Genomic DNA, 23,789 nt, shown 5'->3' on the forward strand with positions numbered 1-23,789 from the left:
GACGCCACAACCCAAGGATGCGGCGAAGGGCGGCCAAGCAGGATCAGAAAGTTGCAGCTCTTTTACAACCGTCCGTGATATCGGGGTAGAACCCGAGCTGAATTTGACGCCATGGACGAACGCGTCCTAGTTTTCAATTCGCACGCAATCAGGCACGCTAGCATCACTTGGTCAGGATGATCAGGCTTGTGGGCGCGTTGGAGTTCAGATCCGTTTTGTCAAGTTTTGCGAGCTTTTGCTGTCGATGCAAAAGATCAGGGTTGACAGAAGTCTGAGAGTGCCCAAGATGTAGCTTCGCGGCTTGGCAGGAGCCAAGCGCGAGTCAGCAGAAGCAATGGTGTGTGCAGGCACGCCATGCACTGCCCGAGTGGTGAAATAGGTAGACACAAGGGACTTAAACAATTTGAGCCTTCGGAGGGAAACGTCCGAAGTGAAGCCCGTCAAAGTCGGTGAAAGCCCTGGATGCCCTGGTATCCGAGCCAATGCCGAGCCAAGTCCAGACCCAACGTCTGGGAAGGTGTAGAGAGCAGACGGCGGGCACCTACGGTCGCAAGGCCATGGTGAAGGCGTGCTCCAGACCACCAACAGCGCATGCGCTGGCGGCGAAAGCCGAAGTGGTAAGAAAATCCCTCGCCGCAAGGCGTGCCGGTTCGATTCCGGCCTCGGGCACCAACATATTGTTTCATGACGTCCGGTGACGTCCAAAAAATTCAACAAAACCCACAGTTTGGCGGGTTTTTTCGTGCACGCTAATCCGCTGGTGTCCAGGGGGGGCGTTGGAATCCGGTGGCAATTGGCGGTAGCTTTGGCGGTAACAGCGGTTGTTGCCGCACGTTGCGGCCAAGAGTTACCGCCATGCCGCTGACGGATACCGCCATCGGCAAGACCAAGTTTGGAGTTGCCCCGCTTAAACTGCGCGATGGCGGCGGCCTGTACCTGCTGATGAGGCCGGATGGTGCCCGCTGGTGGCGCTGGGATTACCGCCGACCGAACACCGGTAAGCGCAACATGCTGAGCCTTGGCACCTCCCCGATACCGGCCTTGCCGATGCACGGGATAAGCGCGACGCCGCGCGCAAGCTGCTGGCTGCTGGTGTGGACCCAGGCGAGCAACGGAAACGGGCCAAGGAGCAGGCGGCCATGGTGGCTCCCGCTGGGGAGACGTTCGAGACCGTGGCCCGCGCGTGGATGGCCCGGCAGACCGTCGCGCGCGTCACGGCGGAGAAGAATCGCTGGTTGCTGGAAACCTTCCTGTTCCCCGAGATCGGCAGTCGGCCCATTGGCGAGATCACGCCCCGTGAGTTGCTGGATGCCCTGCGCAAGATTGAAGCCACCGGCAAGCTGGAAACTGCTGGCCGTGCCAAAGCTTTGGCGGTAACAGCGGTTGTTGCCGCACGTTGCGGCCAAGAGTTACCGCCATGCCGCTGACGGATACCGCCATCGGCAAGACCAAGTTTGGAGTTGCCCCGCTTAAACTGCGCGATGGCGGCGGCCTGTACCTGCTGATGAGGCCGGATGGTGCCCGCTGGTGGCGCTGGGATTACCGCCGACCGAACACCGGTAAGCGCAACATGCTGAGCCTTGGCACCTCCCCGATACCGGCCTTGCCGATGCACGGGATAAGCGCGACGCCGCGCGCAAGCTGCTGGCTGCTGGTGTGGACCCAGGCGAGCAACGGAAACGGGCCAAGGAGCAGGCGGCCATGGTGGCTCCCGCTGGGGAGACGTTCGAGACCGTGGCCCGCGCGTGGATGGCCCGGCAGACCGTCGCGCGCGTCACGGCGGAGAAGAATCGCTGGTTGCTGGAAACCTTCCTGTTCCCCGAGATCGGCAGTCGGCCCATTGGCGAGATCACGCCCCGTGAGTTGCTGGATGCCCTGCGCAAGATTGAAGCCACCGGCAAGCTGGAAACTGCTGGCCGTGCCAAGATCAAGGCCGGCCAGGTGTTTCGTTACGCCATGCTGGAAGGCAAGGCGGAGGGAGATTGATCCCACCGCCAGCCTGCGAGGCGCGCTCAAAACCGTCAAGGCCCGCCACCATGCCGCCATCACCGATCCAGTCAAGATCGGACAGTTGTTGCGTGCCATCGAGGGTTTCATTGGGCAGCCCGTGACCCATGCGGCATTGAAGCTGGCCCCGCTGGTGTTCGTGCGTCCCGGTGAGCTACGGGCGGCGGAGTGGGGGGAAATCGACNACTGACCGGTGGTGGCCTCCATGTGTTTCCGGGTCTGCGCCCGAATCGTCCGATGTCCGAGAACACGATTAATGCCGCACTGCGCGCCCTGGGATATGCGAGTGATGAAATGACCGGCCACGGCTTCCGCAGCATGACGGCCACGCGGCTCAATGAAATGGGTTGGAATCTTGACGCCATCGAACGGCAGCTTGCGCATGCCGAGACAAACAAGGTCCGCGAGGCATATACGCACGCGGCGCAGTACCTGCCCGAGCGCGTGCGCATGATGCAGGCATGGGCGGATTATTTGGACGGCCTGCGCGTCGGCGGCGACATCGTGCCGTTGCGAGCCAAGGCGGGCTGAGCTTTTATAGAACACCTGCACCTAGCCCGATGGGGCGAAAAGCCGGACACCCTGCCGGCCTGTTACGGGTTCTTTTCAGGGGCGCGAAGGTGGGTGATGGAAGAGAAAGCATTTCTGAAAGATGCAATCAAAAAATGATTGCTGTTGCGCCCGTTGAAGGAGAGTCCGGATGGCGCGTTTTTGAAGAAAAAAAGCAAGTTAACGAGCGAGTGGGATACAAGAGCATCCGGGTTGCTGAGCTCTTTCGATGTTGTACCGGATCAGTATCGAAAGGGTCTTTTTGAGTTGGCACCGAAACGTCCTACTGGTCCCGAAGTCTGCCTAATGGCTTACTACTTATGGTGCAGGGTTGGAGGCGACAAAAGCCCGATCCTTGCCACGTCCGTAATTGCAGCGGCATGCGTTGAGTTCGCATGCTCGCAGTTTAACAGCGCGCTGGCCGGGATTGTGTTTGGACTAGATAAGTCAGTTCGCGCTTGGGTAGTAGATGAAGCAAAGCGTATTCCAGAAATTATGATCGAAAGGCAGTGGTACGATGCGGATTCAATAGCGCGCGCCCCAAGAAGTGCCACATGGTTCAGAGAATCGGCAGTCGATAATTTTGACGAATGGATTTACCGTGGCGATGAGTGCCTTAATTATGAGCGGCGCGAGCCAATCGCAACCATGGAGCCTAAGCCCGACGAGGTATCTTTGCGTGCGGCGATGGCGCTTGTGTGGCTTGATGAAGCCCTGCTTGATTCTGATCGGTCATTGGAGTTAATGAATGGCGCTTGCGGTGAATACGGCTTCTTGCAATGGATTTATAATGGATTGGAAAGGTTCCGAAGAATACGTAGCCGAAGAAGGTGGCGCCTTCGCTAAGAAGGGAGCGGACGCCCGTCATGCCGTGAACCGCGCAAGAAAGGAAGAAATTGTCGCCGATTACAAGGCTGGGGAATGGAAATCCAAGGATCAGGCCGCGTCGGTGCTCGCATCGCAGTATTCGATTGGCTGGTGAACCGTACGCGAGTACTTGAAGGGCAACTAGCATGCGCCCTGCCGGCAGAGCGCACACCTTCCAGGCATAGCGTGCGCTATACAGGCAGACGGGCTTATCTCAATCGTGCCCATGTGAATACTTCTTTGTTCAGCGCCGCCGATCCCTGAGCGGCGAAGGATAAAGACGATGCCCCTGCACACCTTGCCCGAAACCGGCTTCCTGCGACTCCCTCAAATCGTCGGCAAAGCTGCCGACCCTGACAGCAATACTCCAGCCATCCCGGCCTTGATCCCTGTCTCCCGTAGTACTTGGTGGGCGGGCATGCGATCCAATCGCTACCCGCAGCTTGTCAAGCTGGGCGAACGCTGTACCGCCTGGCGTGTGGAGGATATCCTGGATGCATGGCGAGTGTACGGCCAGGCCGACAGGGGCCGCGCGTCCCTGCCGGACAACTGGCGCGATCGCCTGCCAGATCCTTCCCGCTACTTCGGCCAGCACGTCGATAAACTGGGCAAGCCCCACGGCAATGGCTGGGCGCAAGGCCGCTGCCCGTTCCACGAGGACCGCAATGCGTCCCTGGGCGTCAACTTGGCAAACCCACGCGGCGGCTGGGGGGCCGACTACATGCGTTTGACACTCGCGTCCATGATACCTGCGCTTGGCGCAAGGTCGAGGGGTCAACTCTGGATCGGACGGGTCAAACACCCGAAAAAAGCCGCCTGGTCAAGGCGGCTTTCAGGCGGCATCACGCGCGGATGCCAAGGTATGATGGGCAATGGACGATCACCAGATGTAGTACATGGCGTAGCGCCGCTCTTCCACATCGGCATTCCAAGTGCCGTAGCGGGCGGTACCGTCCCACCAATAGCGGTTGCCGTCTTCATAGGATACGAGCTTTCCGAGGTGATGGATAATCTGGCATGATCCGCCATTGACCCTCCACCAGCCACCCTGGAAGTAACCGGTCTTCCAGCGACGCACAACAACCTGCACAGGCTGAGCGTTAAGGCCGGGTTCGATAATCTGGCTCCAGCCGAAGGTCTCCGTGTAGCTTTTATTTTGCTGGTACTGGCCGTTGATGTTGAACATTCCCAAGAAGTCTCCGACGACGGGGATTTTGCTCACATCCAGGTTCACACCGACCGACCATTGGTACCCCGAGGTGTTCGCCTGGGTCCAGATGTAGGTGCAAGCCAAGCCCTTCGGATTGCAGTAGAACGACGGGCCTCGCCAGATCCAGTCGTCCCACGTATTGCGAGCCTGGATCGTGGGGATTCCCCACGAGGTATGGTCGCCCAGCAGGTTCACGAACCCCCCTTTGCCGTCGTTGCTCGGAAAACAGGCATCGCCGGCATGGGCGATCTGTAGGGCAGTTGTCGCTGGCAGCACGAAAGCCAAGGCACTGGCGATATGGGTGCCTTTCATTGCGCGGACTCCTTGCTCTGAATTCCGAAAATGTTCTGGACGGAATTAATGCTGGGCTCGCTGCCCGATTCTTGCGATTGGGCATCGGCCGCGGTGATCTGCAGTTTCTTCAGCACCACTGCGGGGGTGTCGATCGGCGTCACATAGTAGCCGCGATCGCCCTTTTTAAACCCGCACTGCGCCTGAGTCGATGCTGGTTCCCACCAGGGCCCTTAGCGTATTTGCGTGGGCCGACTGAGCCGAACCGTCACTGGCGGCGTCCAGTACCACTTCTTTGCCTTCAGCCAGCGCCTTGCGGGCCAGCTCCAGCATGGCGCTGCCTCCCTTGTCGGCATCGCCGATCACCAAGATGTCATAGCTGCTTTCAGTGCCGGACGGCAGAGATGCCGACAGCGCCTTGGCGACGAAGCCTTGTGTAGGGCCGGCGAAATAAACCTTCTGGCGCACGTCAGCATCGGACGCCACGGCGTTGATATTGCTGGGCGTGACACTGAGAAGGACCGCCGCCGGGGCTGCTGCCGGGACTGCGGATATGGGCGCGCCGCCATCTCCTCCACCCCAACCCTGCGGCGTTACCGTCACCACCAGGGCCGCGCCGGCCGTAAACCGCCACCAGCCGCTGCCCAGATTACACCTGCGTTCTTTTATAATCATGGGGAACCTCTATTGACGTTAGAAAGCCTCCGCCTCTAAACCTAGTCTCACTCCCCCCGCAATTGACCCTGACACAAGCGCGCAGCGCCCGCAAGGGGGGGGGGAGGCAGAAAACTTGGACGGGTTATGTGGCGAGCCCAAGGTCTCGCCGGTACTCGATGGGGCTACGGGCTCCCAGCGAGATCTTGATCCGGTCTGCGTTGTACCAAAGGATGTAGGAGTGCAACGCCGCGACGAAGTCCTCGCTGGTCGTGGACAACCAGCTGCGCGCTCAGAACAGCTCTGTCTTCAGGCGGCCGAACTCGGTGGCGTTAGCCCCGTCGAGTTCGAGGCGGCACATCGGCCACGCCGCTCAGGTGTCCACTAAATCCTGGTAACTCCACTTCTTCGCCGGCCGCACCTAACCGGACATGTGTGCTTGGGGGAGCACGACGGTAAACCGGGGTGGTTCAGTTTTCTCCACGGACTTCCATTGTTGCGAAAGGACTGTGAAAGACTGTCGCTCTAGGCTCTCTATCCACTAGCAGGAGAGCCGATTTGTACCACCAGTGGAACATTCTTTGCGATTTTGACGGTACCGTGTCATTGCAGGACGTAACCGACAGCCTGCTTGAGCATCTCGGGCAGCCTGGCTGGCACGAGCTGGAAGACGATTGGGTGGCCGGACGGATCGGTGCCCGCGAGTGCATGACTGGACAGGTCGCCTTGATCGGCGGGGATGTGGAGGCACTGCACCAAGTGCTCGACGCAGTACGCATCGATCCGGCTTTCGTGCGCTTCGTCCATCTCGCCGAGCGTCTGGGCATGCCGTTGAGCATCGTCAGCGATGGCCTGGACTATGCCATCGCGCGGATCCTGGCCCGGCATGGATTGCACCAGTTGCCGATCATCGCCAACCGCCTGTTGCGTACCGACGCCGGGCAGTGGCGGATGGCTTCTCCGCATGCGCAGCCGGACTGCCCCAGCGGCACCTGCAAGTGCGCGGTGATGGCGCAGCAGACGCCAGCGCACCAGACCTTGCTTATCGGTGACGGTCGCTCGGATTTTTGTCTTGCCGGCAAGGCCGATCTGGTATTCGCCAAGGACGGTCTGCTGCGCCATTGCCGCGCCAACGGCATTGCCCATTGCGCAATCACCGGCTTCGATGACGCCATCGCGTTGTTACCCACACTCGTCGCGCCCGCTGCGCCCAGGGTGTCCTTTCCTCTTCCCGTTACCCAAAGAGCCTGATCCTGATGAACCGGAATGTTTCGCTTTCCACGCCGCTTGCGCCACACGCTGGCGCTGATCACGCGCGCGCGCTCGACGACGCGCAGATGCTGGCCGACGAAGCCCTGTACTGCTCCTATGGCGATACCGTCCATTACAGCGAGCCGCCGCGCATCTTCGAACGCTGCGATGGTAGCTATCTGTACGACACCGACGATGTCCCTTATCTGGACCTGCAGATGTGGTATTCGGCGGTCAATTTCGGTTACGCCAATCCGCGCTTGAACGATGCGCTGAAGCGACAGATCGATAGTCTGCCGCAGGTTGCCAGCCAATATCTGCACCCGACCAAGATCGAACTGGCCAAGACCATCGCTCAGGATGCCGAGCGCAAGTGGGGCCGCAAGGGCCGTGTTCACTTCAACGTGGGCGGGGCGCAGTCGGTGGAGGATTCGCTGAAGCTGGTGCGTAATGCCAGCGCTGGCAAGAGCCTGGTGTTCGCGTTCGAAGGCGGCTACCACGGTCGCACCCTGGGTGCCTCGGCGATCACCTCTTCCTATCGCTACCGTCGTCGTTTCGGTCATTTCGACCGCGCCCAGTTCATCGAATTCCCTTACCACTTCCGCGGCCCCAAGGGCATGTCCAAGGAGGAATACGGCGAGCAGTGCGTGGCCAAGTTCGCGCGCCTGTTCGAGACCGAATACAACGGTGTGTGGGATCCCAAGGCCGGCCAGTGCGAATACGCGGCGTTCTACGTCGAGCCAATCCAAGGCACCGGCGGTTACGTGATTCCACCGCCAAATTTCTTCACTGGCTTGAAGAAGGTGTTGGATCAGTACGGCATCTTGATGGTCGTGGACGAAATCCAGATGGGCTTCTTCCGCACCGGTAAGCTGTGGGCGATCGAGCATTTCGGCGTGACCCCGGATGTGCTGGTGTTCGGCAAGGCGCTGACCAACGGCCTCAATCCGCTGGCCGGCATTTGGGCGCGCGAGGAGTTGATCAACCCGACCGTGTTCCCGCCGGGTTCGACCCATTCCACCTTCGCCTCCAACCCGCTGGGAACTGCGGTCGGTCTCGAAACCATGCGCATGTTGGCCGAGACCGACTACGAGGCAATGGTGATGGCCAAGGGCGCGCATTTCCTCGATGGCCTGCGCGACCTGCAGCGGCGTCATCCGGAAATCGGCGATGTGGATGGTCTGGGCTTGGCGCTGCGTGCGGAAATCTGCCAGGCCGATGGCTTCACCCCCAATCGCAAGTTGCTCGACACCATGGTCGATATGGGGCTGGAAGGTGAGCTACGCCATAACGGCAAGCGCATCGGCTTGGTGCTGGACGTGGGCGGTTACTACAAGAACGTCATCACCCTGGCGCCGTCGCTGCATATCAGCCACGAGGAAATCGATCTGGGTCTGTCGCTGCTGGATCAGTTGCTGACCCGCGCCAAGCAGGCTGTTTAAGCAGAGTGAGAGACGACGCGTCCTGATCGCGTCGTCTCTCATGATTTGCGGTGACGTGCGGTGAAAGCTTCAGTCCGCCGCGCGCAGTGCGAGCACCGCGTTGAGTCCGCCAAAAGCGAACGAGTTGCTGACTGCCGCGCGTACCGTGCGTGCGCGTGCTTGACTGGGAACATAGTCCAGATCGCACTCGGGATCGGCTTCGAGGAAATTGGCGGTGGGGGGAACCACCTGCTCGCGCAACGCGTTGATCGTCGCCACCAGTTCCAGCGCGCCGGAGGCGCCGAGGGCATGGCCATGCACGGCCTTGGTCGAGCTGATCGCCAGTGTCTGAGCGTGTGCGCCGAACACTTGGTGCAGCGCCTTGGTTTCGCAGCGGTCGTTGGCCTTTGTGCCAGTGCCGTGGGCGTTGACGTAGTCGATTTGTTCCGGCGCCAGACCCGCATCCTGCAGCGCGAGTTGTATTGCCGCCGCGGTACCGTCGACGCTGGGCGCGACGATGTCGCCAGCGTCGGCACTCATGCCGATACCGGCCAGTTCCGCCAACACGACGGCACCACGCGCGGCGGCATGCGCGGCGCTTTCCAGCACGAACACGCCAGCGCCTTCACCCAGCACCATCCCGCTGCGTTGCGCACAAAATGGCCGGCAGGTGTCCTGGCTGACCACCCGCATCGCTTCCCAGGCGCGGATGACGCCCACGCTCAGAGGTGCTTCGCTACCGCCGACGATGACTACGTCGGCCAGGCCATGACGGATCATCAGCACCGCTTGTGCGATCGCATGGTTGGCCGAAGCGCAAGCGCTGGACATGGCGAATGCTGGACCCCTCAGGCCGAATGCGATGCTGATCTGGCTGGCCGCAGCGTTGATCATGCTGCGCAAGACCGAAAACGGGTGCATGCGTTCTCCGTCGCGGTACACCCGGAGTAATTGCTCCTCGCGCGAGGCCTCGGGACCAGTGCCAGTGCCGATGATCGTCGCGCAACGCGGGCTGAGCGCGGCGTCGATGTGCAAGCCGGATTGGATGATTGCTTCCTGCGCCGCGATCAAGGCCATCTTGGTCATGCGGTCGAGCTGGTTGGGGTCGATGCCCCGCAGTTGGGTCTTATCCGGCGCGAACTCCTTCAGAGAGGCGGCCACGCGCATCTTCAGGCTAAAATCTGGATGCGGCGATATCAGTTCGGAGATGGCGCTGCGGCCCTCGCGTACCCCGTGCCATAGTGCTTGTGTGCCGATGCCGAGTGCGCTGACCGCGCCCATGCCGGTGACGACGACGCGCTGCGCTTGCTTGGACGTCGAAAATGTCATGCTTGGGTCACGGTGTTGCTTTGGCTGCTTTAGCCGCGAGTGCTTCTTCCACCGCCTCCAATAGCTTGCCGAGCGAGCCGTCGTCCAGGTTGGGATCGCGCTCCTGGAATGTGATGTCGAAGTGTTCTTCGATGTCGAACATGATTTCGATCGCCTCGAGCGATTTGACGCCCAGCTCTTGCAGTTTGGAATCCGGGGTCAGGTTGCCCATATCGATGTCGACGTGTTTGGCGACGATGCTGTAAATTTGCGACTCTATGGACTCGGTCATGGGGTCTCCGCAGTGAATGATATGGCGCACAGCGGCTTATTGCCGTGACGTTCACCTTCACGTTAAATGATCAATCTTGCAAATGCCTTTCGTCAATCAACTCGAGCCGCCGGTACTCTTGCAGCACTTCTTGCAACATCCGCCGGTCGGTTTCCTGGCTCGCCCGCTGGATCATGGGGTGCCGGCCTTCGAGGCCGACTTCGACTTACTCACCACAGCCGACCCGACCCTGCGTGCGTGGGTGGCGCGTCTGCCGTTGCAGCGCTTGTGGCAACGTCTGCTGCGGCCACGCACCAGTTTCGTCGGTAGCACCGTCACCGAATATGCCTGCTTGCCGCGTGCGGCCGATCCTGCACAGTTGCCATGTCAATGGCGGGCGCAGTTGGGGCGGCGTCGCCCGCTGTTGATCGTCAAGGATGTCGCGCAAGCTTCCCCGCTTCTGGATGCGGCCGATAATGCTTGGGTGCAGGCGTTTCTGGACGCCTGCCAGCGCAGTGGCTACTTGCTGTTACGCGGACAGGCATTGGCTTGGGTTCCGATCGATTTTGCCTCGACAGACGAATATCTGGCGCGTCTGTCGCGTGCGCGCCGGCGCAACATTCGTCGCAAGTTGCGCTCTCGTGCCGATCTGCAGATAGAGGTGCTACAGACGGGGGCCGCCTTCGCCGACCCGGTGCTGCGCGCGCAGTGCTATGCGCTGTATGAGGAGGTCTACGCGCAGAGCGAGGTGCATTTCGACCTGCTGACTGCAGAGTTTTTTGATGCTTTACTGACCGATTCCGATTCCGGTGGTCTCATGTTCGTGTACCGCCACGATGGGCGCATCATCGGTTGGAATCTGTGCTACGTGCACGATGGTCGTTTGCTGGACAAGTACATCGGTCTGCACTACCCGGCCTCGCACGAGCACAACCTGTACGCGCTGAGTTGGATGGAGAACCTCGACTACGCCTGCCGCCATGGGCTACGTGCCTACGTCGCTGGCTGGACCGATCCAGAGGTGAAGGCACAACTTGGTGCCAGCTTCACCTATACATGGCACGCCGTCTACGTGCGCAACCCACTGTTGCGCTTGTTGCTGCGGCTGTTGCGGCCGTTGTTCGAGTCCGAGGATGTGGGCTTGCACGATGGCGTTGCTGAGGAGGGATGAAATGCACGCTCCGGTCGTCTTGGATCTTGATGGTTCGCAGGGCGTGGTGCCCGATGCGTTGCGCCTGTCGTTACGCGATTGGTGCGATGGTCTACGCTTTGCCTGTTCGCTGGCGCGATTACGCCGTTTCGGCGCTATGCTCGACGCCGCGCTGCCCGTGCACCATGGCACCGTGTTGCTTGGTAGCGGCGATTTCCATCATCTGAGTTTGCCGCTGATCACGCGGCTGGCCCAGCATACCCAGAAGCCTTTGCGGGTGGTGGTGTTCGATAATCACCCGGATAATATGCGCTTGCCTTTCGCGGTGCACTGTGGTTCGTGGGTGAAGTGGATCGCCGCGTTGCCGCAGGTGGAGCGGATCGAAGTGGCCGGTATCACTTCCGGCGACGTCGGTCTTGCGCATGCCTGGGAGAACCACCTGCTGCCACTGTATCGCGGCAAGCTGCGCTATTGGTGCAGTGGTGTGGACGTGCGTTGGGCACGTGGGCTGGGTTTGGGGCGGGCGGTGCGTGGTTTTGCCAGTAGTGCCGAGATGATCGATGCTTTCCTCGAGCATCTGCGGGCCACGCCAATGCCGACCTACTTATCGCTGGACAAGGACGTACTGGATCCTCAGGACGTGCGTACCAACTGGGATCAGGGCGAACTGCGTGTGCCGCATTTGCTGGCTGCGATTCAGGTATTGCATGGGCATTTGTGCGGCAGTGACATCACCGGCGAGGTGTCGCTGGCGCATTATCCGCAGTGGTGGAAGCGCAGGCTGGCGGCGTTAGACGCGCAACCATCGCCGTCCCCCGCTGATCTGTCGGCTTGGCAGGCGCAACAACATGCGTTGAACCAACGCTTGTTGCAGGCGATAGCAGATGCAGGCAGCCCTAGGCTTGCGTAAACGTTAGCGTGTCGGTGTTTGTTGTCTGCGAGTGATCGCAGAAGATCCAGTTGGCGAGCAGAAAAACAGCATCGAGATGCCAATCGGGCGCGTCCGCAGGTAGCGCAGCCTGATGGACATGTGCTCTTTTAGCTGCAGGTGTCGATCACATCGATGGACATGGTTTGCATGTCGGCTGCGGCGCGCGTCTGTATTGCGGTGGCGCAGGCGGCCTGAAGTGTGGCCACGATTGTTTCGAAGCGCGCATCATCCAGCCATGGACTGTTGCTGATGCTCAGACAGCGTGCGGCGAAATCGTCAGCGTTGGGCATCGCGGTGCGCTCGACGAGCGTCTCCAGGTAGTCGTAGTCGGGCAGGGCATGTGCGAACGGCACCGTCACGCCCAGGCCGCGCGGCCACAGTGCGGTCAGCACGTGTTCGCGTGTGTTGGCATCGGGCAGCAGGACCATCAGGATCGGCCAACTGCCCTGTGCGCCGGGTGAGTCGGCGATGACGTGCAATCCATGGATTGTGGCTAGGCGTGCGCTGCGTTGCCGGCCTTGTTCGCGTACCTGGGCCATGAATGCCGGCCAGCGGGCGCTGGCGCGTACCCCCACCGCCTCACGCCACGCTCCGACGGTATGCTGTGGAATCGTGGTTCCGAAGCGCTCGTTGGCGGCAGCCACTCGGTCGCCACGACGCAGTGCGCGACGCAGTGGTACGCCATACACCCAACGCAGCCAATAGGGTCGGTACAACGCAGCGTAAGCGAGTAATTCGACGCTACGCCGTAGTTCCCAGTTCCAGTCCCGCGGCCCAAGGCGTGCGGCGGTGTTGGCCAGTGCGCGGCGCAATGACGCATGCCGGGACATGAGCAGGCCGCCTTCGTACAGGGTAAGGCCCTTGCCTGCGGCCAGGCTGCAAAAGCCGATGTCGCCGCCCATGCCAGCGGGAGTGCCGTCGGCGTGGATACCACCCAGTGCCTGTGCGGCATCTTCGATCAGCATCGCGTTGCACGTCTCTGCGGCACGCCTCAGTGGCGCAAGGTCGATCAAGCGTCCGCCCAGATGGGTGGCGATGATTGCCAGGGTGTCGTTGCTGCAGCGCTGTGCCAGTTGTGCCGGGTCCAGTTCGAGAGAGTTGGGCGATAGATCGCACAACACCAGTTGCAGGCCGCAATGCGCGACCGCCAGCGCCACCAGCGGGCATGTGTAGGCGGAGACCAACACTTGCCGACGTCGACTGGCCGCCGCCAGTGTGCGCAGGGCGATGATCAGGGCTGCTGTGCCCGAACATGTAAGCAGCGCGTCGGGCAGTCCCACCGCGCTGGCCAGACGTGTGTCGCTGCGGACCGGCCACAAGTCGTGCAAGCGCAGTGGCAATCCTGCGGTCGGTGGTACCTCAATGCGCATGGGCGGTGTCCGCGCGCTCGCCCATCGCCAAGCACACGATTCCGGCGACGATGAGCGTTGCACCTAGTGCCTGCAGGATGCCGATGTGTTCGTCGAACCACCACGCCGACAACACCATCACGCTGACCACCTCCAAGTGCGAGGCGGCGAAGGCGGGGCCGATCGGTGCATGTTCGAGCAGTTTCATCCAGGTGAAGAAGGCGCCCACGTAGCCCAACAGCGCTGCGTACAGCCATGGGCTTGCCATCAGTCGCAATACCCAGTCCAGCTCGGCCTGGGGCGGAAACGCATGGCTACCGGCTAGTTTGAAGCCGATTTGGGCCAGCGTGTCGAAGCTCAACAGCAGGGTGAAACCCACCGCGTAGCGATGCAGCGATGCTCGATTCATGTGCCCAATCCGACTACGGCCACGCCAGCGCTGATCAGGCAGATGCCGGCGATCTGCATGCGCTCGAGTCGCTCCCCGAACAGCCAGCGCGCGGCCAACATGATCGCCACGATGTTGATCGAGCCGAGCAGCACGCCGTGGCCCAGTGGTACCAACGACAGGAACGCGGTCCAGGCCAGGAATTCGAGCGCGTAGCAGCTAACCCCTAGCCACAGTTGTGGTTGTCGCGCCATCTCTCGCCACCGCGCACCTCCGCTGCTGTGCGCGGTGCTGGCGACATGCTTAAAAGCCAACTGTCCGGCCGTGTCCAGAGCCACTGTTGCCAGCCAGACGCCGATCACGGAGGTCTGCATCGCCATCACGCTCCCTGCTGTGGCTCATGGTTTGCATGTCGGCTGCGGCGCGCGTCTGTATTGCGGTGGCGCAGGCGGCCTGAAGTGTGGCCACGATTGTTTCGAAGCGCGCATCATCCAGCCATGGACTGTTGCTGATGCTCAGACAGCGTGCGGCGAAATCGTCAGCGTTGGGCATCGCGGTGCGCTCGACGAGCGTCTCCAGGTAGTCGTAGTCGGGCAGGGCATGTGCGAACGGCACCGTCACGCCCAGGCCGCGCGGCCACAGTGCGGTCAGCACGTGTTCGCGTGTGTTGGCATCGGGCAGCAGGACCATCAGGATCGGCCAACTGCCCTGTGCGCCGGGTGAGTCGGCGATGACGTGCAATCCATGGATTGTGGCTAGGCGTGCGCTGCGTTGCCGGCCTTGTTCGCGTACCTGGGCCATGAATGCCGGCCAGCGGGCGCTGGCGCGTACCCCCACCGCCTCACGCCACGCTCCGACGGTATGCTGTGGAATCGTGGTTCCGAAGCGCTCGTTGGCGGCAGCCACTCGGTCGCCACGACGCAGTGCGCGACGCAGTGGTACGCCATACACCCAACGCAGCCAATAGGGTCGGTACAACGCAGCGTAAGCGAGTAATTCGACGCTACGCCGTAGTTCCCAGTTCCAGTCCCGCGGCCCAAGGCGTGCGGCGGTGTTGGCCAGTGCGCGGCGCAATGACGCATGCCGGGACATGAGCAGGCCGCCTTCGTACAGGGTAAGGCCCTTGCCTGCGGCCAGGCTGCAAAAGCCGATGTCGCCGCCCATGCCAGCGGGAGTGCCGTCGGCGTGGATACCACCCAGTGCCTGTGCGGCATCTTCGATCAGCATCGCGTTGCACGTCTCTGCGGCACGCCTCAGTGGCGCAAGGTCGATCAAGCGTCCGCCCAGATGGGTGGCGATGATTGCCAGGGTGTCGTTGCTGCAGCGCTGTGCCAGTTGTGCCGGGTCCAGTTCGAGAGAGTTGGGCGATAGATCGCACAACACCAGTTGCAGGCCGCAATGCGCGACCGCCAGCGCCACCAGCGGGCATGTGTAGGCGGAGACCAACACTTGCCGACGTCGACTGGCCGCCGCCAGTGTGCGCAGGGCGATGATCAGGGCTGCTGTGCCCGAACATGTAAGCAGCGCGTCGGGCAGTCCCACCGCGCTGGCCAGACGTGTGTCGCTGCGGACCGGCCACAAGTCGTGCAAGCGCAGTGGCAATCCTGCGGTCGGTGGTACCTCAATGCGCATGGGCGGTGTCCGCGCGCTCGCCCATCGCCAAGCACACGATTCCGGCGACGATGAGCGTTGCACCTAGTGCCTGCAGGATGCCGATGTGTTCGTCGAACCACCACGCCGACAACACCATCACGCTGACCACCTCCAAGTGCGAGGCGGCGAAGGCGGGGCCGATCGGTGCATGTTCGAGCAGTTTCATCCAGGTGAAGAAGGCGCCCACGTAGCCCAACAGCGCTGCGTACAGCCATGGGCTTGCCATCAGTCGCAATACCCAGTCCAGCTCGGCCTGGGGCGGAAACGCATGGCTACCGGCTAGTTTGAAGCCGATTTGGGCCAGCGTGTCGAAGCTCAACAGCAGGGTGAAACCCACCGCGTAGCGATGCAGCGATGCTCGATTCATGTGCCCAATCCGACTACGGCCACGCCAGCGCTGATCAGGCAGATGCCGGCGATCTGCATGCGCTCGAGTCGCTCCCCGAACAGCCAGCGCGCGGCCAACATGATCGCCACGATGTTGATCGAGCCGAGCAGCACGCCGTGGCCCAGTGGTACCAACGACAGGAACGCGGTCCAGGCCAGGAATTCGAGCGCGTAGCAGCTAACCCCTAGCCACAGTTGTGGTTGTCGCGCCATCTCTCGCCACCGCGCACCTCCGCTGCTGTGCGCGGTGCTGGCGACATGCTTAAAAGCCAACTGTCCGGCCGTGTCCAGAGCCACTGTTGCCAGCCAGACGCCGATCACGGAGGTCTGCATCGCCATCACGCTCCCTGCTGTGGCTTGTTGGTCAGTGCGGAGAAGAACTGCGCCAGGCGTGCACCGAGGACACGCCGTTCCCGATCCAGAGTGATCATATGGTAGCTGTCGTGTAGCAGGAGCAATTCCGTCGGACCGGAGACATTGGCCACGACCAGATGCGCGTTGCGTGGATTGGCGATGTCGTCATCGGCCGCGTGTGCGACCAGGCACGGCGCTTTGACCTTGGCCAGATTTCGCCGCACCTGGCGCGAGAGCAGATACATTTCGGCCAGGGCATACCAGGGGTTGCCGGGGAGGCCGGCTGCACTGCTATCGCCACCGAGCATGGCACCGCTGACCTGGGCGCGAATGCGTTCATCGCGTAGGCCGTAGGGCGGCTCTTCCATGAACATACGCCGTTTGCCGATGCCCAGGCGTTTGAAGACCAGTAGCATGAACGCCAGCCGCGCACGCTTGGGAATGTTCCACCCGTCGTAGCGGAAGGTGGCGCCGAGGACGCCGACCCCGTCCACCCACTGCGGGCGTTCGACCGCTAGTTGCAAGGCCAGCAGTGCACCCATCGATAACCCCGCGACGAATAGCTTGTCGTACTGCGGGCGCATGCGTGCCGCTGCCTGTTCGACGCTGGTGTACCAATCGCGCCAACTGGTGGCGAGCAGATCGTCTTCGTTGCCGCAATGTCCGGCCAACTGCACGCCGTGTACGCTGAAGCCCTCCCGTTGCAGGCTCTTGCCGAGCAGGCGCATTTCGTTGGGAGTCCCGGTCAGGCCGTGGATCAGCAGCACGCCGTTACGGCCGCCTTCGAAGTGAAATTCCGCAGATTGAGTCATCGCAAGGGCGCGGTTGCGCAGTATCGGTAATCCGCGCAGGTTCGCCTCTGCGCGTTTCAGCAGCCTTTCATCGGTGGTGCCTTGATAACCTGAGATGCGCGTGGAGCTGCAACGCGTTGGGCATCGTGCCGATATCCCAGGTCCGCTGTGTTTGAGGGGCGTGCGCTTGTGCTTGCTGTGCCGACACCGTCATCGGTGTCGCCTGTGTTCAGTGCCGCTGCGTTGCGGCCGGATTGCGGAAACGCACTAGAACGCGCTGTCCCAGACGCAGCGTCGAGGGCTGTGTGAACGCCAGCACGCAGCCCACGCTGCGATCATTGCCGGCCGGTGCCGTATCGTCGTGCAGTTGCGTGTGGCCGTAGGCTGGTGCCAGCCAGCGCACGACCGCTTCGCCGAGAATGCTCTGGCGGCCGTCGTCGCTGATGATCTCTGCACTCATGCCGGGTGCAACGCTGCCCGCATAGCTTTCGTTTAATTCTGCGCGCACCAGGCGCGGCGCGTCCGGTAGCAGGGTGAGCAGCGGGGTGTTGGCCTCGCTGCGTGTGCCGACTGCAGCCGATAGTTGCAGGACCCGGCCGGCCACAGGCGCATGCAACTGGTATTGCGCACGCTGTAATTCGGCTGCGCGCACTTGCGCATCGGCCAGTGCGGCGTCGCTGCGGGCGTTTTGCAACTCGTCGTCCAGGCTCTGCACCGCGTCGCTGGCGTCGTCGGCGCTCTGTTCGTCGCCTGCGCCCAGGCGCGCGGCTTCTGCCAGCCGTCGCTGATGTTGTTGGACATGTCCCAGGCGCTGTTGCAATTGGTGCACATGTGTCGCGGCGGCCTGTGCGTGGGTGTGGGCGATGTCCAGTGCCAAGGCGGCGGCGCGGTCGTCGGCGGCAACCAGGAGTGCGCCGCGCTGTACGGCATCGCCTTCGTGAACCGCGACTTCGCGTAGCGTTGCGCTGACCGGCAGGCCAAGTTTCAGTACGCCGCCTTCCACATCGATGCGACCACGTGCGACCGCCAGATAGGCTGGCGGCGATGCCGATGCCGACGTGGTCTCTGAGGCACGGTCCGACGGCGCGCATGCGACCAGCAACAAACTCAGCAAGGGCGCAATGGCAAACGCTTTCATGGTCCGGGATTCCGAGAGGGCAGGGGCGAGGGGGGTTGGGTCATGCGACGGTCGTCGAGGATGCGGCCGTCTTCCATCGACAGCACGCGGTCGGCATGGCGGATCAGGCGTGGATCGTGGCTCACACACAGCACCATGGTGTTGTGGCGGCGGGCGATGCGGTGGAGCAAGTCGATCACGATCTGGCCATTGCCGGCATCCAGCGCGCTGGTCGGTTCGTCGGCGAACAACAGCGCCGGATGCTTGGCCAGGGCGCGGGCGATCGCCACGCGCTGCTTCTCGCCACCGGAGAGTTCTGCTGGACGCAGGTGCTGGCGGTGGGCGATGCCGACTTCGGCCAGTGCTTCCTCGGCGCGCGTGCGTACCTCGGTTGCGGCCATGCCCATGTACTGCAGAGGCAGGCGGACCTGGTCCAGTGCGCATAACGCTGGAAACAAATTGAAGCCTTGGAAGATGAAGCCGGTGTGGCGCAGGCGGAAGTGTTCCAGCGCGGTCGCACCGAGCAGCCCCAGGTCTTCGCCCAGCGCAATCACCTGGCCGGCATCGGTGGGTTGCAAGCCGCTGAGGATCGAGAGCAAGGTGCTCTTGCCGCAACCGGATGGGCCGGAAATCAGGGTGAGTTCGCCCTGCCAGACCTGCAGTGCCACGTCATGCAACACCGTTGTGCGCAGCTTGCCGGAGGTGAAACTTTTGCACAGTCCACTGCCGCTTAGCGAAGCGGTGGCTTGATGCAACTTGGTGGGAGAGAAGATCTGGCTCATCGCAGCAGCAACGCGGGATCGGCGCGGCGCAGTCCGCGCAGCGCGGCCAAGGCCGAGACGAAGGTCAGTAGGAGTACCGCGCAGATACACAGGGCCCAGCCGCTAGCGTCGAATGCCACCGGCACGTCGTGCGCACGCCCCAGTGCCACCAGCGCCGCGCCCAGGACACTGGCTCCGGCCAGCCCCAGCGCGCCAACCCAGGCGGCTTGCTCCAGCACCACCCAGCGCAGTGCACGCATGCTCACTCCCAGCGCATTGAGCGTGGCGTATTCGCGGGTGGCACCGAGGACGGTCGCCAGTAACGTCTGGCTGGTGACCGCCATGCCGACGAGGAGCACGATGCCGCCAATGAACAGCACACCGGAACCGGCCCCGGTGTTGAACATCCAGAACAAGATGGTGCGCCGGGCGAAATCGTTCGCGCTCCAGACCTGGACGCGTCTGGGAGCCGTCATGCCGGCGATGGCTTGCGCCACCGTTTGCTGATCGGTACCTGGACGCAGCCGCGCCACGATGTAGGTCGGCCAATCCGGATGCGCGGCGTCGCTGTTGAGGACGCGTGCGGTATCCAGCGAGGTCAGGATGTTGACCCCACCTAGCGTGCGTAGGCCGCGACCGACGCCGATCACCCGGACTCGGTGGCCGTTGATGCGCGCGCTGCTGCCGATCCCGACGCCGAGTTTGTCCAGTTCCGAGCGGTCCACGATCACCGTGTCCGGCTCGCGCAGGGCTGCGCGTTGCGCTGGACTGAGCAGTCGCGCGAACATCAGCCCGTCATCCCGGGTATCGATGCCGGAGACGTAGATCGACACAGCGCCATTATCGCTTGGGCCACGCCAGTCGCCGTCGAGCCACACGAATGGTTCGATCTGCGCCACCCGTGGGTCCAGATACAGCGGCATGGCCGCGTCCGGATCGATCTGGCGGCCCTGGTCCACGCTCTGTGTGCCCGGATAGCCCAGCCATAGATCGGTCTTGGAGGCGGAGATGTAGACACTGGCGCTGCCGAAGATGCCCAGCACCAGCGCTGTCTGTAGCAGTAGCAGCAGGCTGGCGAAGCCGACCGACACGACCACCGGCATGAAACGGCGCCATTCGTAACGCAGGGTCTGGCGGGCTAGCGCGACCATCAGTGCTTGGTACCTTCGTTGACGCTTGCCATCATCGGTGTGTTCGAACTTCCCAGCGCCATGTGCAGGGCGACGTAGGCCAAGTCGCGCTGGCGCTGTGTTTCCGACAACGCTAAGGCAGCCTGGTCACGCTCGCTCTGCTGCGCAGCCACGTCGAGATCGCTGACCAGTCCCAGCCGCCGTCTTTGTTGCATGGCGTCGGCAACCTGTTGCAGGGCCTGCAGCGTTTGCTGTTGGGTCTGGGCGTTCTGTCGTTGCTGTTCGAACGTGCCCAGGGCGTTCTGCACCTCCGCCACCGCTTCCAGCACATTTTGCCGATAGGCCAGGGCGGCCGCTTCCAGCAAGTCGCCGTGCGCCTGTGCCTTGGCCTTACGCAGACCCCAGTCGAATAGCGGAATGTCGACGAGCGGCCCTAATGAGGCGATGCCGTGGGTGGAAGTGCGTCGGTAGCTCACCAGTCTGGTTGACCAGCGGATCGCACCGCCCAGGCCAATGCTGGGGTAGCGGTCGGCTTTGGCGATGCCGAGCCTGCCCGCGGCGCTGAGCACATCGGCCTCATGCGCGGCGATGTCGGGCCGTCGGCGCAGCAGGTCGGCCGGCACGCTGTCGATTGCGGCGATCTGCAACGCTGGTGGAGCCGTCGTGGCGGTCGTCGCGGTCCAGGCTGGATCCGGCACGGAGCGTCCCAACAGCACCGCCAGTCGCTGCGCGGCGGCGGCCGCAGCGCGGCGCGGTTCCTCCACTGCGGTTTGCGCCTGCGCGGCGGCGGCCTGGGCCTGCGCCTCGGTGGCTGGAGCGGCCAGTTGCAACCGGACCAGTGCCGCCTGCAGTGTCGCCTGCTGCTGGCGTGCGGTGGCGATGTCCTGCGACAGACGTTCGGCCTGTTGCGCGTGACGCAGATCGATCCAGTAGCGCACCACATCGGCAATGGTGGAGGCACGTACCTGTGCCAGATTGGCTTGCGCGCTCTGCAGATCGCCGCTGGCCACGAGATGGTTCGCCTTGTCGCGTCCGAATAGGGGAAGTTCCCATTCGGCGTTGACACCGGCGACCAGGAACGAGGCGCTCGCGTCAGGGTCGATCGGTTCTTCGGTGCGGATATGGAGTTGCGGGCGAAGAGGAGCGTCGACGACCGAATTCATGCGCCGCGCCGCACGTAATTTGGCCAGTGCCTGGGCCACGTCGAGGTCCTCGTGCAGCGCTTGTGCGACCAGTGCATCGAGTTGCGGGTCGTGGAAGTCCTGCCACCAGGCGCTGCCTGCGGGACGCGGGTTGGTTGCTTCCGGTACATCGGACCAGTGCGTTGGCAGTGGCTGAGTCAGATCCGGTAATGGGGTGCTGGCACAGCCGCCCAGTGCGATGACGAGCAGTGCCAGGATGCTGTGCAAAAACGTGTGCTGCGCACTCATGCCTTTGGTTCCGTGTTGGCTGGCAGATCCAGTTCGGCGCGTAAGCCTCCAAGTGCCGAGCGCGTATAGCGGATTTTCGCATGATGCCGCGCGGCGATGTTGGCGACGATCGCCAGGCCCAGCCCGGTCCCGCCTTCGGGCGCGTCGGGCGCGCGGAAGAAACGCTCCCCCAGACGTGGCAGCAAGGCTTCTTCTACGCCCGTGCCCGCATCGTCCACCGCCAACAGGACGTGTTGCCCATCGCAGCGCAGGCTGACGGTGACCATGTTGTTGGCGGCGTGTCGGAAGGCATTGTCCAGCAGATTATCGAGCAATTCGCGCAGTGCCCAGGCATCGGCGGCCACCCAGGCGGTGTCGCTGTCTCCGCCGTCGTAGCCCAGGTCCACATCCGCGTGCAGTGCGTCGGGGATGCGTTCGGTGAGGGCCTGCGGCAGCCATTGCGTCAGGTCCAGTGGCAGCAAAGGCCGGATGCTTTCGCGTGGGGTCAGGGTGCGTGTGAGCGCCAGTAACTGGGTGGAGGTGCGAGTGGCACGGTCAGTGAGTCGGCGGATGTGCTGCAGTGCTTGTGCGCTGTCTTGCGGGCTTTTGCTGGCTTGGGCGCGTTGTACGTGCATGCTCAGCCCTGCCAGCGGTGTGCGCAATTGGTGCGCCGCGTCGGCGACGAAGCGTTCCTGCAGTGCCATCAATTGTTTGATCCGCCCGAGCAGGCCATCGATGGCCTGTGTCAGCGGTAGCACCTCCAGCGGGATGTCCGGGCCGGAGATCGGGCTGAAGTCGCGCTGGCTGTCGTCGAGCCTTTGCACCGCCGGTCCCAGCAGACGCAGGCCAATTTTCACGCCATGCCAGACCAGGACGAACAGGGAGCAGGTGAGCAGGAGTTCGGTGGGGAGCATCAACAACAGGATCTCGCGTGCGCGTCGTTGGCGGTCGTCCAGGGTTTCGGCGACGGAAACCGTCAGCCAGTCCTCTGTACTGCGGGTCGAGGGTAGCAACAGGCTGGCGGCGCGCACCGGCACGCCGTTGGCCATACGCGTGCTGTACAGCATCACTCGCCCCGTCTGGGTAGGAGCGGGGTGCTCGGGAATATGCTGTGCGCTGCTGCTGATGACACCATAGCGGCGGCTGCGCACCTCGAAAAAGATCCGGCTGCTGTTGCTGTACTCCAACAGTCGCCGTGTCTGCAGCGATAATGGCAGGTGTTCGCCAGTGTCGTTGATGGCCTTCGCCAGGGCTTGCGCCTCTTCCTTCAAGTCCATGTCGTGCACATGGTTGCTGTATTTGAGCATCGCCACATAAAACAGCGCCGACACCAGCAGCATCAACAGCAGTGTTGGAATCAGCAGGAACGCCAGCAATCGTCGACGTAGGCTGGGATGGCGGTATGCCGGCTGTCGCGCCGCTGCGGCTGTGCTCACTGCTGAGGCGGCGCGTCAGTGGTGGATGCGGCAGCGTTCGATTCTTCCAGCATGTAACCTAGCCCACGGATGGTGCGGATGCCGACCCCTGTGCCATGCAGCTTGCGGCGCAGGCGGTGCATGGAGATATCCAGGCCATTGTCGGTGATTTCTTGTTGCCAATCGCACAGCGCTTCGGTCAACTGGCCACGGCTGATCACGCGCCCGCTGCGCAGCAGCAGGGTTTCCAGTAAGGCAAATTCGCGTGCGGTCAGATCCAGTGGCTTATCCTGCAGCCAGACGCGGCGCCCGGCCAAGTTGATCCGCAATTGACCCATGACCAGCTCAGGGACGCCGCCACTGCTGCTGCGACGCAGGAGTGCGCGCGTGCGGGCTAGGAATTCGGACAGTTCGAATGGCTTGATGAGATAGTCGTCAGCGCCCTGGTCGAGTGCTTGGATACGGTCTTCCACCGCGTCGCGTGCGGTCACGACGAGAACCGGAATCTTGTCGCGGCGTTCGCGCAAGCGTTGCAGCACCTGCAGCCCGTCGCGTCGTGGCAGGCCTAGATCCAGCACCAGAAGATGGTAGGACTCGGCCAGGAGCGCGTGATCGGCAGCGGCACCATCGCTGACGTGGTCGACCACATGGCCACATTCGATAAGCGAATCGCGTAGCGCAACGGCAATGGAAGTATCGTCTTCGGCGACCAAGATGCGCATAACCTGTGAATGATTGCAGCCAGGGTGTTGGGAAACCGTCGTAATTGGCGTTAACGGAACCGTTATGATGGATTCTTTTCACTTAACGCAGACGATAATTGTGCTTGCGTTCCGCGCTGCTGTCACCTGGTAAGGTCCGCCTTGCGTGCTGTGGGGCGTTGGAAAAGCCTGAACATGCACGCCTGGTTGGCTGATCGTCAGGCGCGATGGTCATTGACATGCCAGGTCGTTTACAACGACACCGCGCGCTTTTGACATGCCCGCTCCAGCGCAGCTCCAGCTTCACAAGGCTGTTTCGTCCAGCGCTGCTGTTGGGAGCGGCCGGTGTACCCCGTATCGATGCCATTGTGGGCACACCAGGCGACGGATGCCCTTTGCGCTGCTGGCTTTGCCCGGAATCGCT

Annotated in this window: 24 protein-coding genes and 4 pseudogenes; 9 read left to right on the forward strand and 19 right to left on the reverse strand. The window is 62.5% G+C overall.

The annotated features are described in order from the left end of the window. Positions 1-855 precede the first annotated feature (855 nt). The 5 genes and pseudogenes from XANALMUS060_RS23030 to XANALMUS060_RS22655 all read left to right on the forward strand — a co-directional run. Positions 856-1,109, forward strand: a pseudogene (locus XANALMUS060_RS23030) (Arm DNA-binding domain-containing protein); the annotation flags it as partial. Between the two features lie 30 nt (positions 1,110-1,139). Next, positions 1,140-1,427, forward strand: a complete 288-nt coding sequence (locus XANALMUS060_RS21250) for a hypothetical protein (RefSeq protein ID WP_200894031.1) — start codon at positions 1,140-1,142, stop codon at positions 1,425-1,427. Further along, positions 1,418-2,538: pseudogene (locus tag XANALMUS060_RS09625) on the forward strand (integrase arm-type DNA-binding domain-containing protein). Before XANALMUS060_RS21250 ends, XANALMUS060_RS09625 begins: the two are co-directional and overlap by 10 nt. A gap of 808 nt (positions 2,539-3,346) precedes the next feature. Next, the gene (locus XANALMUS060_RS09630; RefSeq protein ID WP_045738215.1) at positions 3,347-3,538 is read left to right on the forward strand and encodes a hypothetical protein; all 192 of its coding nucleotides are present in this window, start codon (positions 3,347-3,349) and stop codon (positions 3,536-3,538) included. A gap of 168 nt (positions 3,539-3,706) precedes the next feature. After that, positions 3,707-3,913 (forward strand): annotated as a pseudogene (locus XANALMUS060_RS22655) (AlpA family phage regulatory protein); the annotation flags it as partial. Between the two features lie 390 nt (positions 3,914-4,303). Here the strand turns inward: XANALMUS060_RS22655 and XANALMUS060_RS21975 are convergent. From XANALMUS060_RS21975 to XANALMUS060_RS18560, 4 genes and pseudogenes are all read right to left on the reverse strand, one after another. Next, positions 4,304-4,945 carry a hypothetical protein gene (locus XANALMUS060_RS21975; protein WP_052688140.1) on the reverse strand — a complete coding sequence of 214 codons (642 nt, stop codon included), beginning with the start codon at positions 4,943-4,945 and terminating at the stop codon, positions 4,304-4,306. Further along, entirely contained in the window at positions 4,942-5,088 is a 147-nt protein-coding gene (locus XANALMUS060_RS20545; protein ID WP_161795402.1) for a hypothetical protein, read from the reverse strand. The genes XANALMUS060_RS21975 and XANALMUS060_RS20545 overlap by 4 nt, the downstream gene beginning before the upstream one ends. A 22-nt stretch (positions 5,089-5,110) precedes the next feature. Then, positions 5,111-5,599: a hypothetical protein gene (locus XANALMUS060_RS09645; RefSeq protein ID WP_045738216.1), complete on the reverse strand. Its 489-nt coding sequence runs from the start codon at positions 5,597-5,599 to the stop codon at positions 5,111-5,113. Between the two features lie 124 nt (positions 5,600-5,723). Further along, positions 5,724-5,900: pseudogene (locus tag XANALMUS060_RS18560) on the reverse strand (IS3 family transposase); the annotation flags it as partial. Between the two features lie 236 nt (positions 5,901-6,136). On the opposite strand from XANALMUS060_RS18560, the gene XANALMUS060_RS09650 reads away from it, so the two are divergent. Together XANALMUS060_RS09650 and XANALMUS060_RS09655 are read left to right on the forward strand one after the other, a co-directional pair. Then, positions 6,137-6,829: an MtnX-like HAD-IB family phosphatase gene (locus tag XANALMUS060_RS09650; protein ID WP_082065034.1), complete on the forward strand. Its 693-nt coding sequence runs from the start codon at positions 6,137-6,139 to the stop codon at positions 6,827-6,829. Positions 6,830-6,915: 86 nt separating this feature from the next. After that, a complete protein-coding gene (locus XANALMUS060_RS09655) occupies positions 6,916-8,271 on the forward strand; it encodes an aminotransferase class III-fold pyridoxal phosphate-dependent enzyme (RefSeq protein WP_045738293.1) in 1,356 nt (451 codons plus the stop codon). Positions 8,272-8,340: 69 nt separating this feature from the next. On the opposite strand, the gene XANALMUS060_RS09660 is transcribed toward XANALMUS060_RS09655, so the two are convergent. Both XANALMUS060_RS09660 and XANALMUS060_RS09665 read right to left on the reverse strand, forming a co-directional pair. Beyond that, on the reverse strand, positions 8,341-9,579 hold the full coding sequence (locus XANALMUS060_RS09660) for a beta-ketoacyl-[acyl-carrier-protein] synthase family protein (protein ID WP_045738218.1): 1,239 nt from the start codon (positions 9,577-9,579) through the stop codon (positions 8,341-8,343). 7 nt (positions 9,580-9,586) lie between these two features. Then, positions 9,587-9,850 (reverse strand): acyl carrier protein, encoded by a 264-nt coding sequence (locus XANALMUS060_RS09665; RefSeq protein ID WP_045738219.1) that lies wholly within the window; start codon positions 9,848-9,850, stop codon positions 9,587-9,589. An 82-nt stretch (positions 9,851-9,932) separates the two neighbouring features. On the opposite strand from XANALMUS060_RS09665, the gene XANALMUS060_RS09670 reads away from it, so the two are divergent. Both XANALMUS060_RS09670 and XANALMUS060_RS09675 read left to right on the forward strand, forming a co-directional pair. Beyond that, the gene (locus tag XANALMUS060_RS09670) at positions 9,933-11,000 is read left to right on the forward strand and encodes a GNAT family N-acetyltransferase (protein WP_045738220.1); all 1,068 of its coding nucleotides are present in this window, start codon (positions 9,933-9,935) and stop codon (positions 10,998-11,000) included. A gap of 1 nt (position 11,001) precedes the next feature. Next, positions 11,002-11,889, forward strand: coding sequence for an arginase family protein (locus tag XANALMUS060_RS09675; protein ID WP_045738221.1), 888 nt, complete (start codon positions 11,002-11,004; stop codon positions 11,887-11,889). A 128-nt stretch (positions 11,890-12,017) separates the two neighbouring features. On the opposite strand, the gene XANALMUS060_RS09680 is transcribed toward XANALMUS060_RS09675, so the two are convergent. From XANALMUS060_RS09680 to XANALMUS060_RS09740, 13 genes are all read right to left on the reverse strand, one after another. Further along, complete coding sequence (locus tag XANALMUS060_RS09680) at positions 12,018-13,280, reverse strand: DegT/DnrJ/EryC1/StrS family aminotransferase (RefSeq protein ID WP_045738222.1); 1,263 nt, start codon at positions 13,278-13,280, stop codon at positions 12,018-12,020. Beyond that, positions 13,270-13,668 (reverse strand): DMT family transporter, encoded by a 399-nt coding sequence (locus XANALMUS060_RS09685; RefSeq protein WP_045738223.1) that lies wholly within the window; start codon positions 13,666-13,668, stop codon positions 13,270-13,272. Before XANALMUS060_RS09685 ends, XANALMUS060_RS09680 begins: the two co-directional genes overlap by 11 nt. Next, positions 13,665-14,027, reverse strand: a complete 363-nt coding sequence (locus tag XANALMUS060_RS09690; protein WP_045738224.1) for an EamA family transporter — start codon at positions 14,025-14,027, stop codon at positions 13,665-13,667. The genes XANALMUS060_RS09685 and XANALMUS060_RS09690 overlap by 4 nt, the downstream gene beginning before the upstream one ends. Continuing rightward, positions 13,951-15,279: a DegT/DnrJ/EryC1/StrS family aminotransferase gene (locus XANALMUS060_RS09695; protein WP_082065040.1), complete on the reverse strand. Its 1,329-nt coding sequence runs from the start codon at positions 15,277-15,279 to the stop codon at positions 13,951-13,953. The genes XANALMUS060_RS09690 and XANALMUS060_RS09695 overlap by 77 nt, the downstream gene beginning before the upstream one ends. Continuing rightward, positions 15,269-15,667: a DMT family transporter gene (locus XANALMUS060_RS09700; RefSeq protein WP_045738223.1), complete on the reverse strand. Its 399-nt coding sequence runs from the start codon at positions 15,665-15,667 to the stop codon at positions 15,269-15,271. Before XANALMUS060_RS09700 ends, XANALMUS060_RS09695 begins: the two co-directional genes overlap by 11 nt. After that, the gene (locus tag XANALMUS060_RS09705; RefSeq protein ID WP_045738224.1) at positions 15,664-16,026 is read right to left on the reverse strand and encodes an EamA family transporter; all 363 of its coding nucleotides are present in this window, start codon (positions 16,024-16,026) and stop codon (positions 15,664-15,666) included. Before XANALMUS060_RS09705 ends, XANALMUS060_RS09700 begins: the two co-directional genes overlap by 4 nt. Continuing rightward, the gene (locus XANALMUS060_RS09710) at positions 16,026-16,853 is read right to left on the reverse strand and encodes an alpha/beta fold hydrolase (RefSeq protein WP_045738225.1); all 828 of its coding nucleotides are present in this window, start codon (positions 16,851-16,853) and stop codon (positions 16,026-16,028) included. The genes XANALMUS060_RS09705 and XANALMUS060_RS09710 overlap by 1 nt, the downstream gene beginning before the upstream one ends. 208 nt (positions 16,854-17,061) lie before the next feature. After that, positions 17,062-17,970 carry an HlyD family efflux transporter periplasmic adaptor subunit gene (locus XANALMUS060_RS09715; RefSeq protein ID WP_045738226.1) on the reverse strand — a complete coding sequence of 303 codons (909 nt, stop codon included), beginning with the start codon at positions 17,968-17,970 and terminating at the stop codon, positions 17,062-17,064. Then, positions 17,967-18,731: an ABC transporter ATP-binding protein gene (locus XANALMUS060_RS09720; RefSeq protein ID WP_045738227.1), complete on the reverse strand. Its 765-nt coding sequence runs from the start codon at positions 18,729-18,731 to the stop codon at positions 17,967-17,969. The genes XANALMUS060_RS09715 and XANALMUS060_RS09720 overlap by 4 nt, the downstream gene beginning before the upstream one ends. Next, positions 18,728-19,861 carry an ABC transporter permease gene (locus XANALMUS060_RS09725; protein WP_045738228.1) on the reverse strand — a complete coding sequence of 378 codons (1,134 nt, stop codon included), beginning with the start codon at positions 19,859-19,861 and terminating at the stop codon, positions 18,728-18,730. The genes XANALMUS060_RS09720 and XANALMUS060_RS09725 overlap by 4 nt, the downstream gene beginning before the upstream one ends. After that, positions 19,861-21,270 carry a TolC family protein gene (locus tag XANALMUS060_RS09730; RefSeq protein ID WP_045738229.1) on the reverse strand — a complete coding sequence of 470 codons (1,410 nt, stop codon included), beginning with the start codon at positions 21,268-21,270 and terminating at the stop codon, positions 19,861-19,863. Before XANALMUS060_RS09730 ends, XANALMUS060_RS09725 begins: the two co-directional genes overlap by 1 nt. Then, entirely contained in the window at positions 21,267-22,685 is a 1,419-nt protein-coding gene (locus XANALMUS060_RS09735) for a sensor histidine kinase (protein WP_045738230.1), read from the reverse strand. The genes XANALMUS060_RS09730 and XANALMUS060_RS09735 overlap by 4 nt, the downstream gene beginning before the upstream one ends. Beyond that, positions 22,682-23,386, reverse strand: coding sequence for a response regulator transcription factor (locus tag XANALMUS060_RS09740; RefSeq protein WP_045738231.1), 705 nt, complete (start codon positions 23,384-23,386; stop codon positions 22,682-22,684). The genes XANALMUS060_RS09735 and XANALMUS060_RS09740 overlap by 4 nt, the downstream gene beginning before the upstream one ends. Positions 23,387-23,789 lie beyond the last annotated feature (403 nt).

This window comes from Xanthomonas sp. MUS 060, from assembly GCF_000963215.1.
GTDB lineage: Bacteria > Pseudomonadota > Gammaproteobacteria > Xanthomonadales > Xanthomonadaceae > Xanthomonas_A.

What these genes read in the sequence shown, in the direction of transcription:
- XANALMUS060_RS09630 (WP_045738215.1), top strand. Translation starts at nt 3,347, where the DNA reads ATGGATTGGAAAGGTTCCGAAGAATACGTAGCCGAAGAAGGTGGCGCC.
- XANALMUS060_RS09700 (WP_045738223.1), bottom strand. Translation starts at nt 15,667, where the DNA reads ATGAATCGAGCATCGCTGCATCGCTACGCGGTGGGTTTCACCCTGCTG.
- XANALMUS060_RS09705 (WP_045738224.1), bottom strand. Translation starts at nt 16,026, where the DNA reads ATGGCGATGCAGACCTCCGTGATCGGCGTCTGGCTGGCAACAGTGGCT.
- XANALMUS060_RS09695 (WP_082065040.1), bottom strand. Translation starts at nt 15,279, where the DNA reads ATGCGCATTGAGGTACCACCGACCGCAGGATTGCCACTGCGCTTGCAC.
- XANALMUS060_RS09680 (WP_045738222.1), bottom strand. Translation starts at nt 13,280, where the DNA reads ATGCGCATTGAGGTACCACCGACCGCAGGATTGCCACTGCGCTTGCAC.
- XANALMUS060_RS09665 (WP_045738219.1), bottom strand. Translation starts at nt 9,850, where the DNA reads ATGACCGAGTCCATAGAGTCGCAAATTTACAGCATCGTCGCCAAACAC.
- XANALMUS060_RS09740 (WP_045738231.1), bottom strand. Translation starts at nt 23,386, where the DNA reads ATGCGCATCTTGGTCGCCGAAGACGATACTTCCATTGCCGTTGCGCTA.
- XANALMUS060_RS09730 (WP_045738229.1), bottom strand. Translation starts at nt 21,270, where the DNA reads ATGAGTGCGCAGCACACGTTTTTGCACAGCATCCTGGCACTGCTCGTC.
- XANALMUS060_RS09710 (WP_045738225.1), bottom strand. Translation starts at nt 16,853, where the DNA reads ATGACTCAATCTGCGGAATTTCACTTCGAAGGCGGCCGTAACGGCGTG.
- XANALMUS060_RS09675 (WP_045738221.1), top strand. Translation starts at nt 11,002, where the DNA reads ATGCACGCTCCGGTCGTCTTGGATCTTGATGGTTCGCAGGGCGTGGTG.
- XANALMUS060_RS09690 (WP_045738224.1), bottom strand. Translation starts at nt 14,027, where the DNA reads ATGGCGATGCAGACCTCCGTGATCGGCGTCTGGCTGGCAACAGTGGCT.
- XANALMUS060_RS09655 (WP_045738293.1), top strand. Translation starts at nt 6,916, where the DNA reads ATGCTGGCCGACGAAGCCCTGTACTGCTCCTATGGCGATACCGTCCAT.
- XANALMUS060_RS09720 (WP_045738227.1), bottom strand. Translation starts at nt 18,731, where the DNA reads ATGAGCCAGATCTTCTCTCCCACCAAGTTGCATCAAGCCACCGCTTCG.
- XANALMUS060_RS21250 (WP_200894031.1), top strand. Translation starts at nt 1,140, where the DNA reads ATGGTGGCTCCCGCTGGGGAGACGTTCGAGACCGTGGCCCGCGCGTGG.
- XANALMUS060_RS09645 (WP_045738216.1), bottom strand. Translation starts at nt 5,599, where the DNA reads ATGATTATAAAAGAACGCAGGTGTAATCTGGGCAGCGGCTGGTGGCGG.
- XANALMUS060_RS09670 (WP_045738220.1), top strand. Translation starts at nt 9,933, where the DNA reads ATGCCTTTCGTCAATCAACTCGAGCCGCCGGTACTCTTGCAGCACTTC.
- XANALMUS060_RS21975 (WP_052688140.1), bottom strand. Translation starts at nt 4,945, where the DNA reads ATGAAAGGCACCCATATCGCCAGTGCCTTGGCTTTCGTGCTGCCAGCG.
- XANALMUS060_RS09725 (WP_045738228.1), bottom strand. Translation starts at nt 19,861, where the DNA reads ATGGTCGCGCTAGCCCGCCAGACCCTGCGTTACGAATGGCGCCGTTTC.
- XANALMUS060_RS09685 (WP_045738223.1), bottom strand. Translation starts at nt 13,668, where the DNA reads ATGAATCGAGCATCGCTGCATCGCTACGCGGTGGGTTTCACCCTGCTG.
- XANALMUS060_RS09715 (WP_045738226.1), bottom strand. Translation starts at nt 17,970, where the DNA reads ATGAAAGCGTTTGCCATTGCGCCCTTGCTGAGTTTGTTGCTGGTCGCA.
- XANALMUS060_RS09660 (WP_045738218.1), bottom strand. Translation starts at nt 9,579, where the DNA reads ATGACATTTTCGACGTCCAAGCAAGCGCAGCGCGTCGTCGTCACCGGC.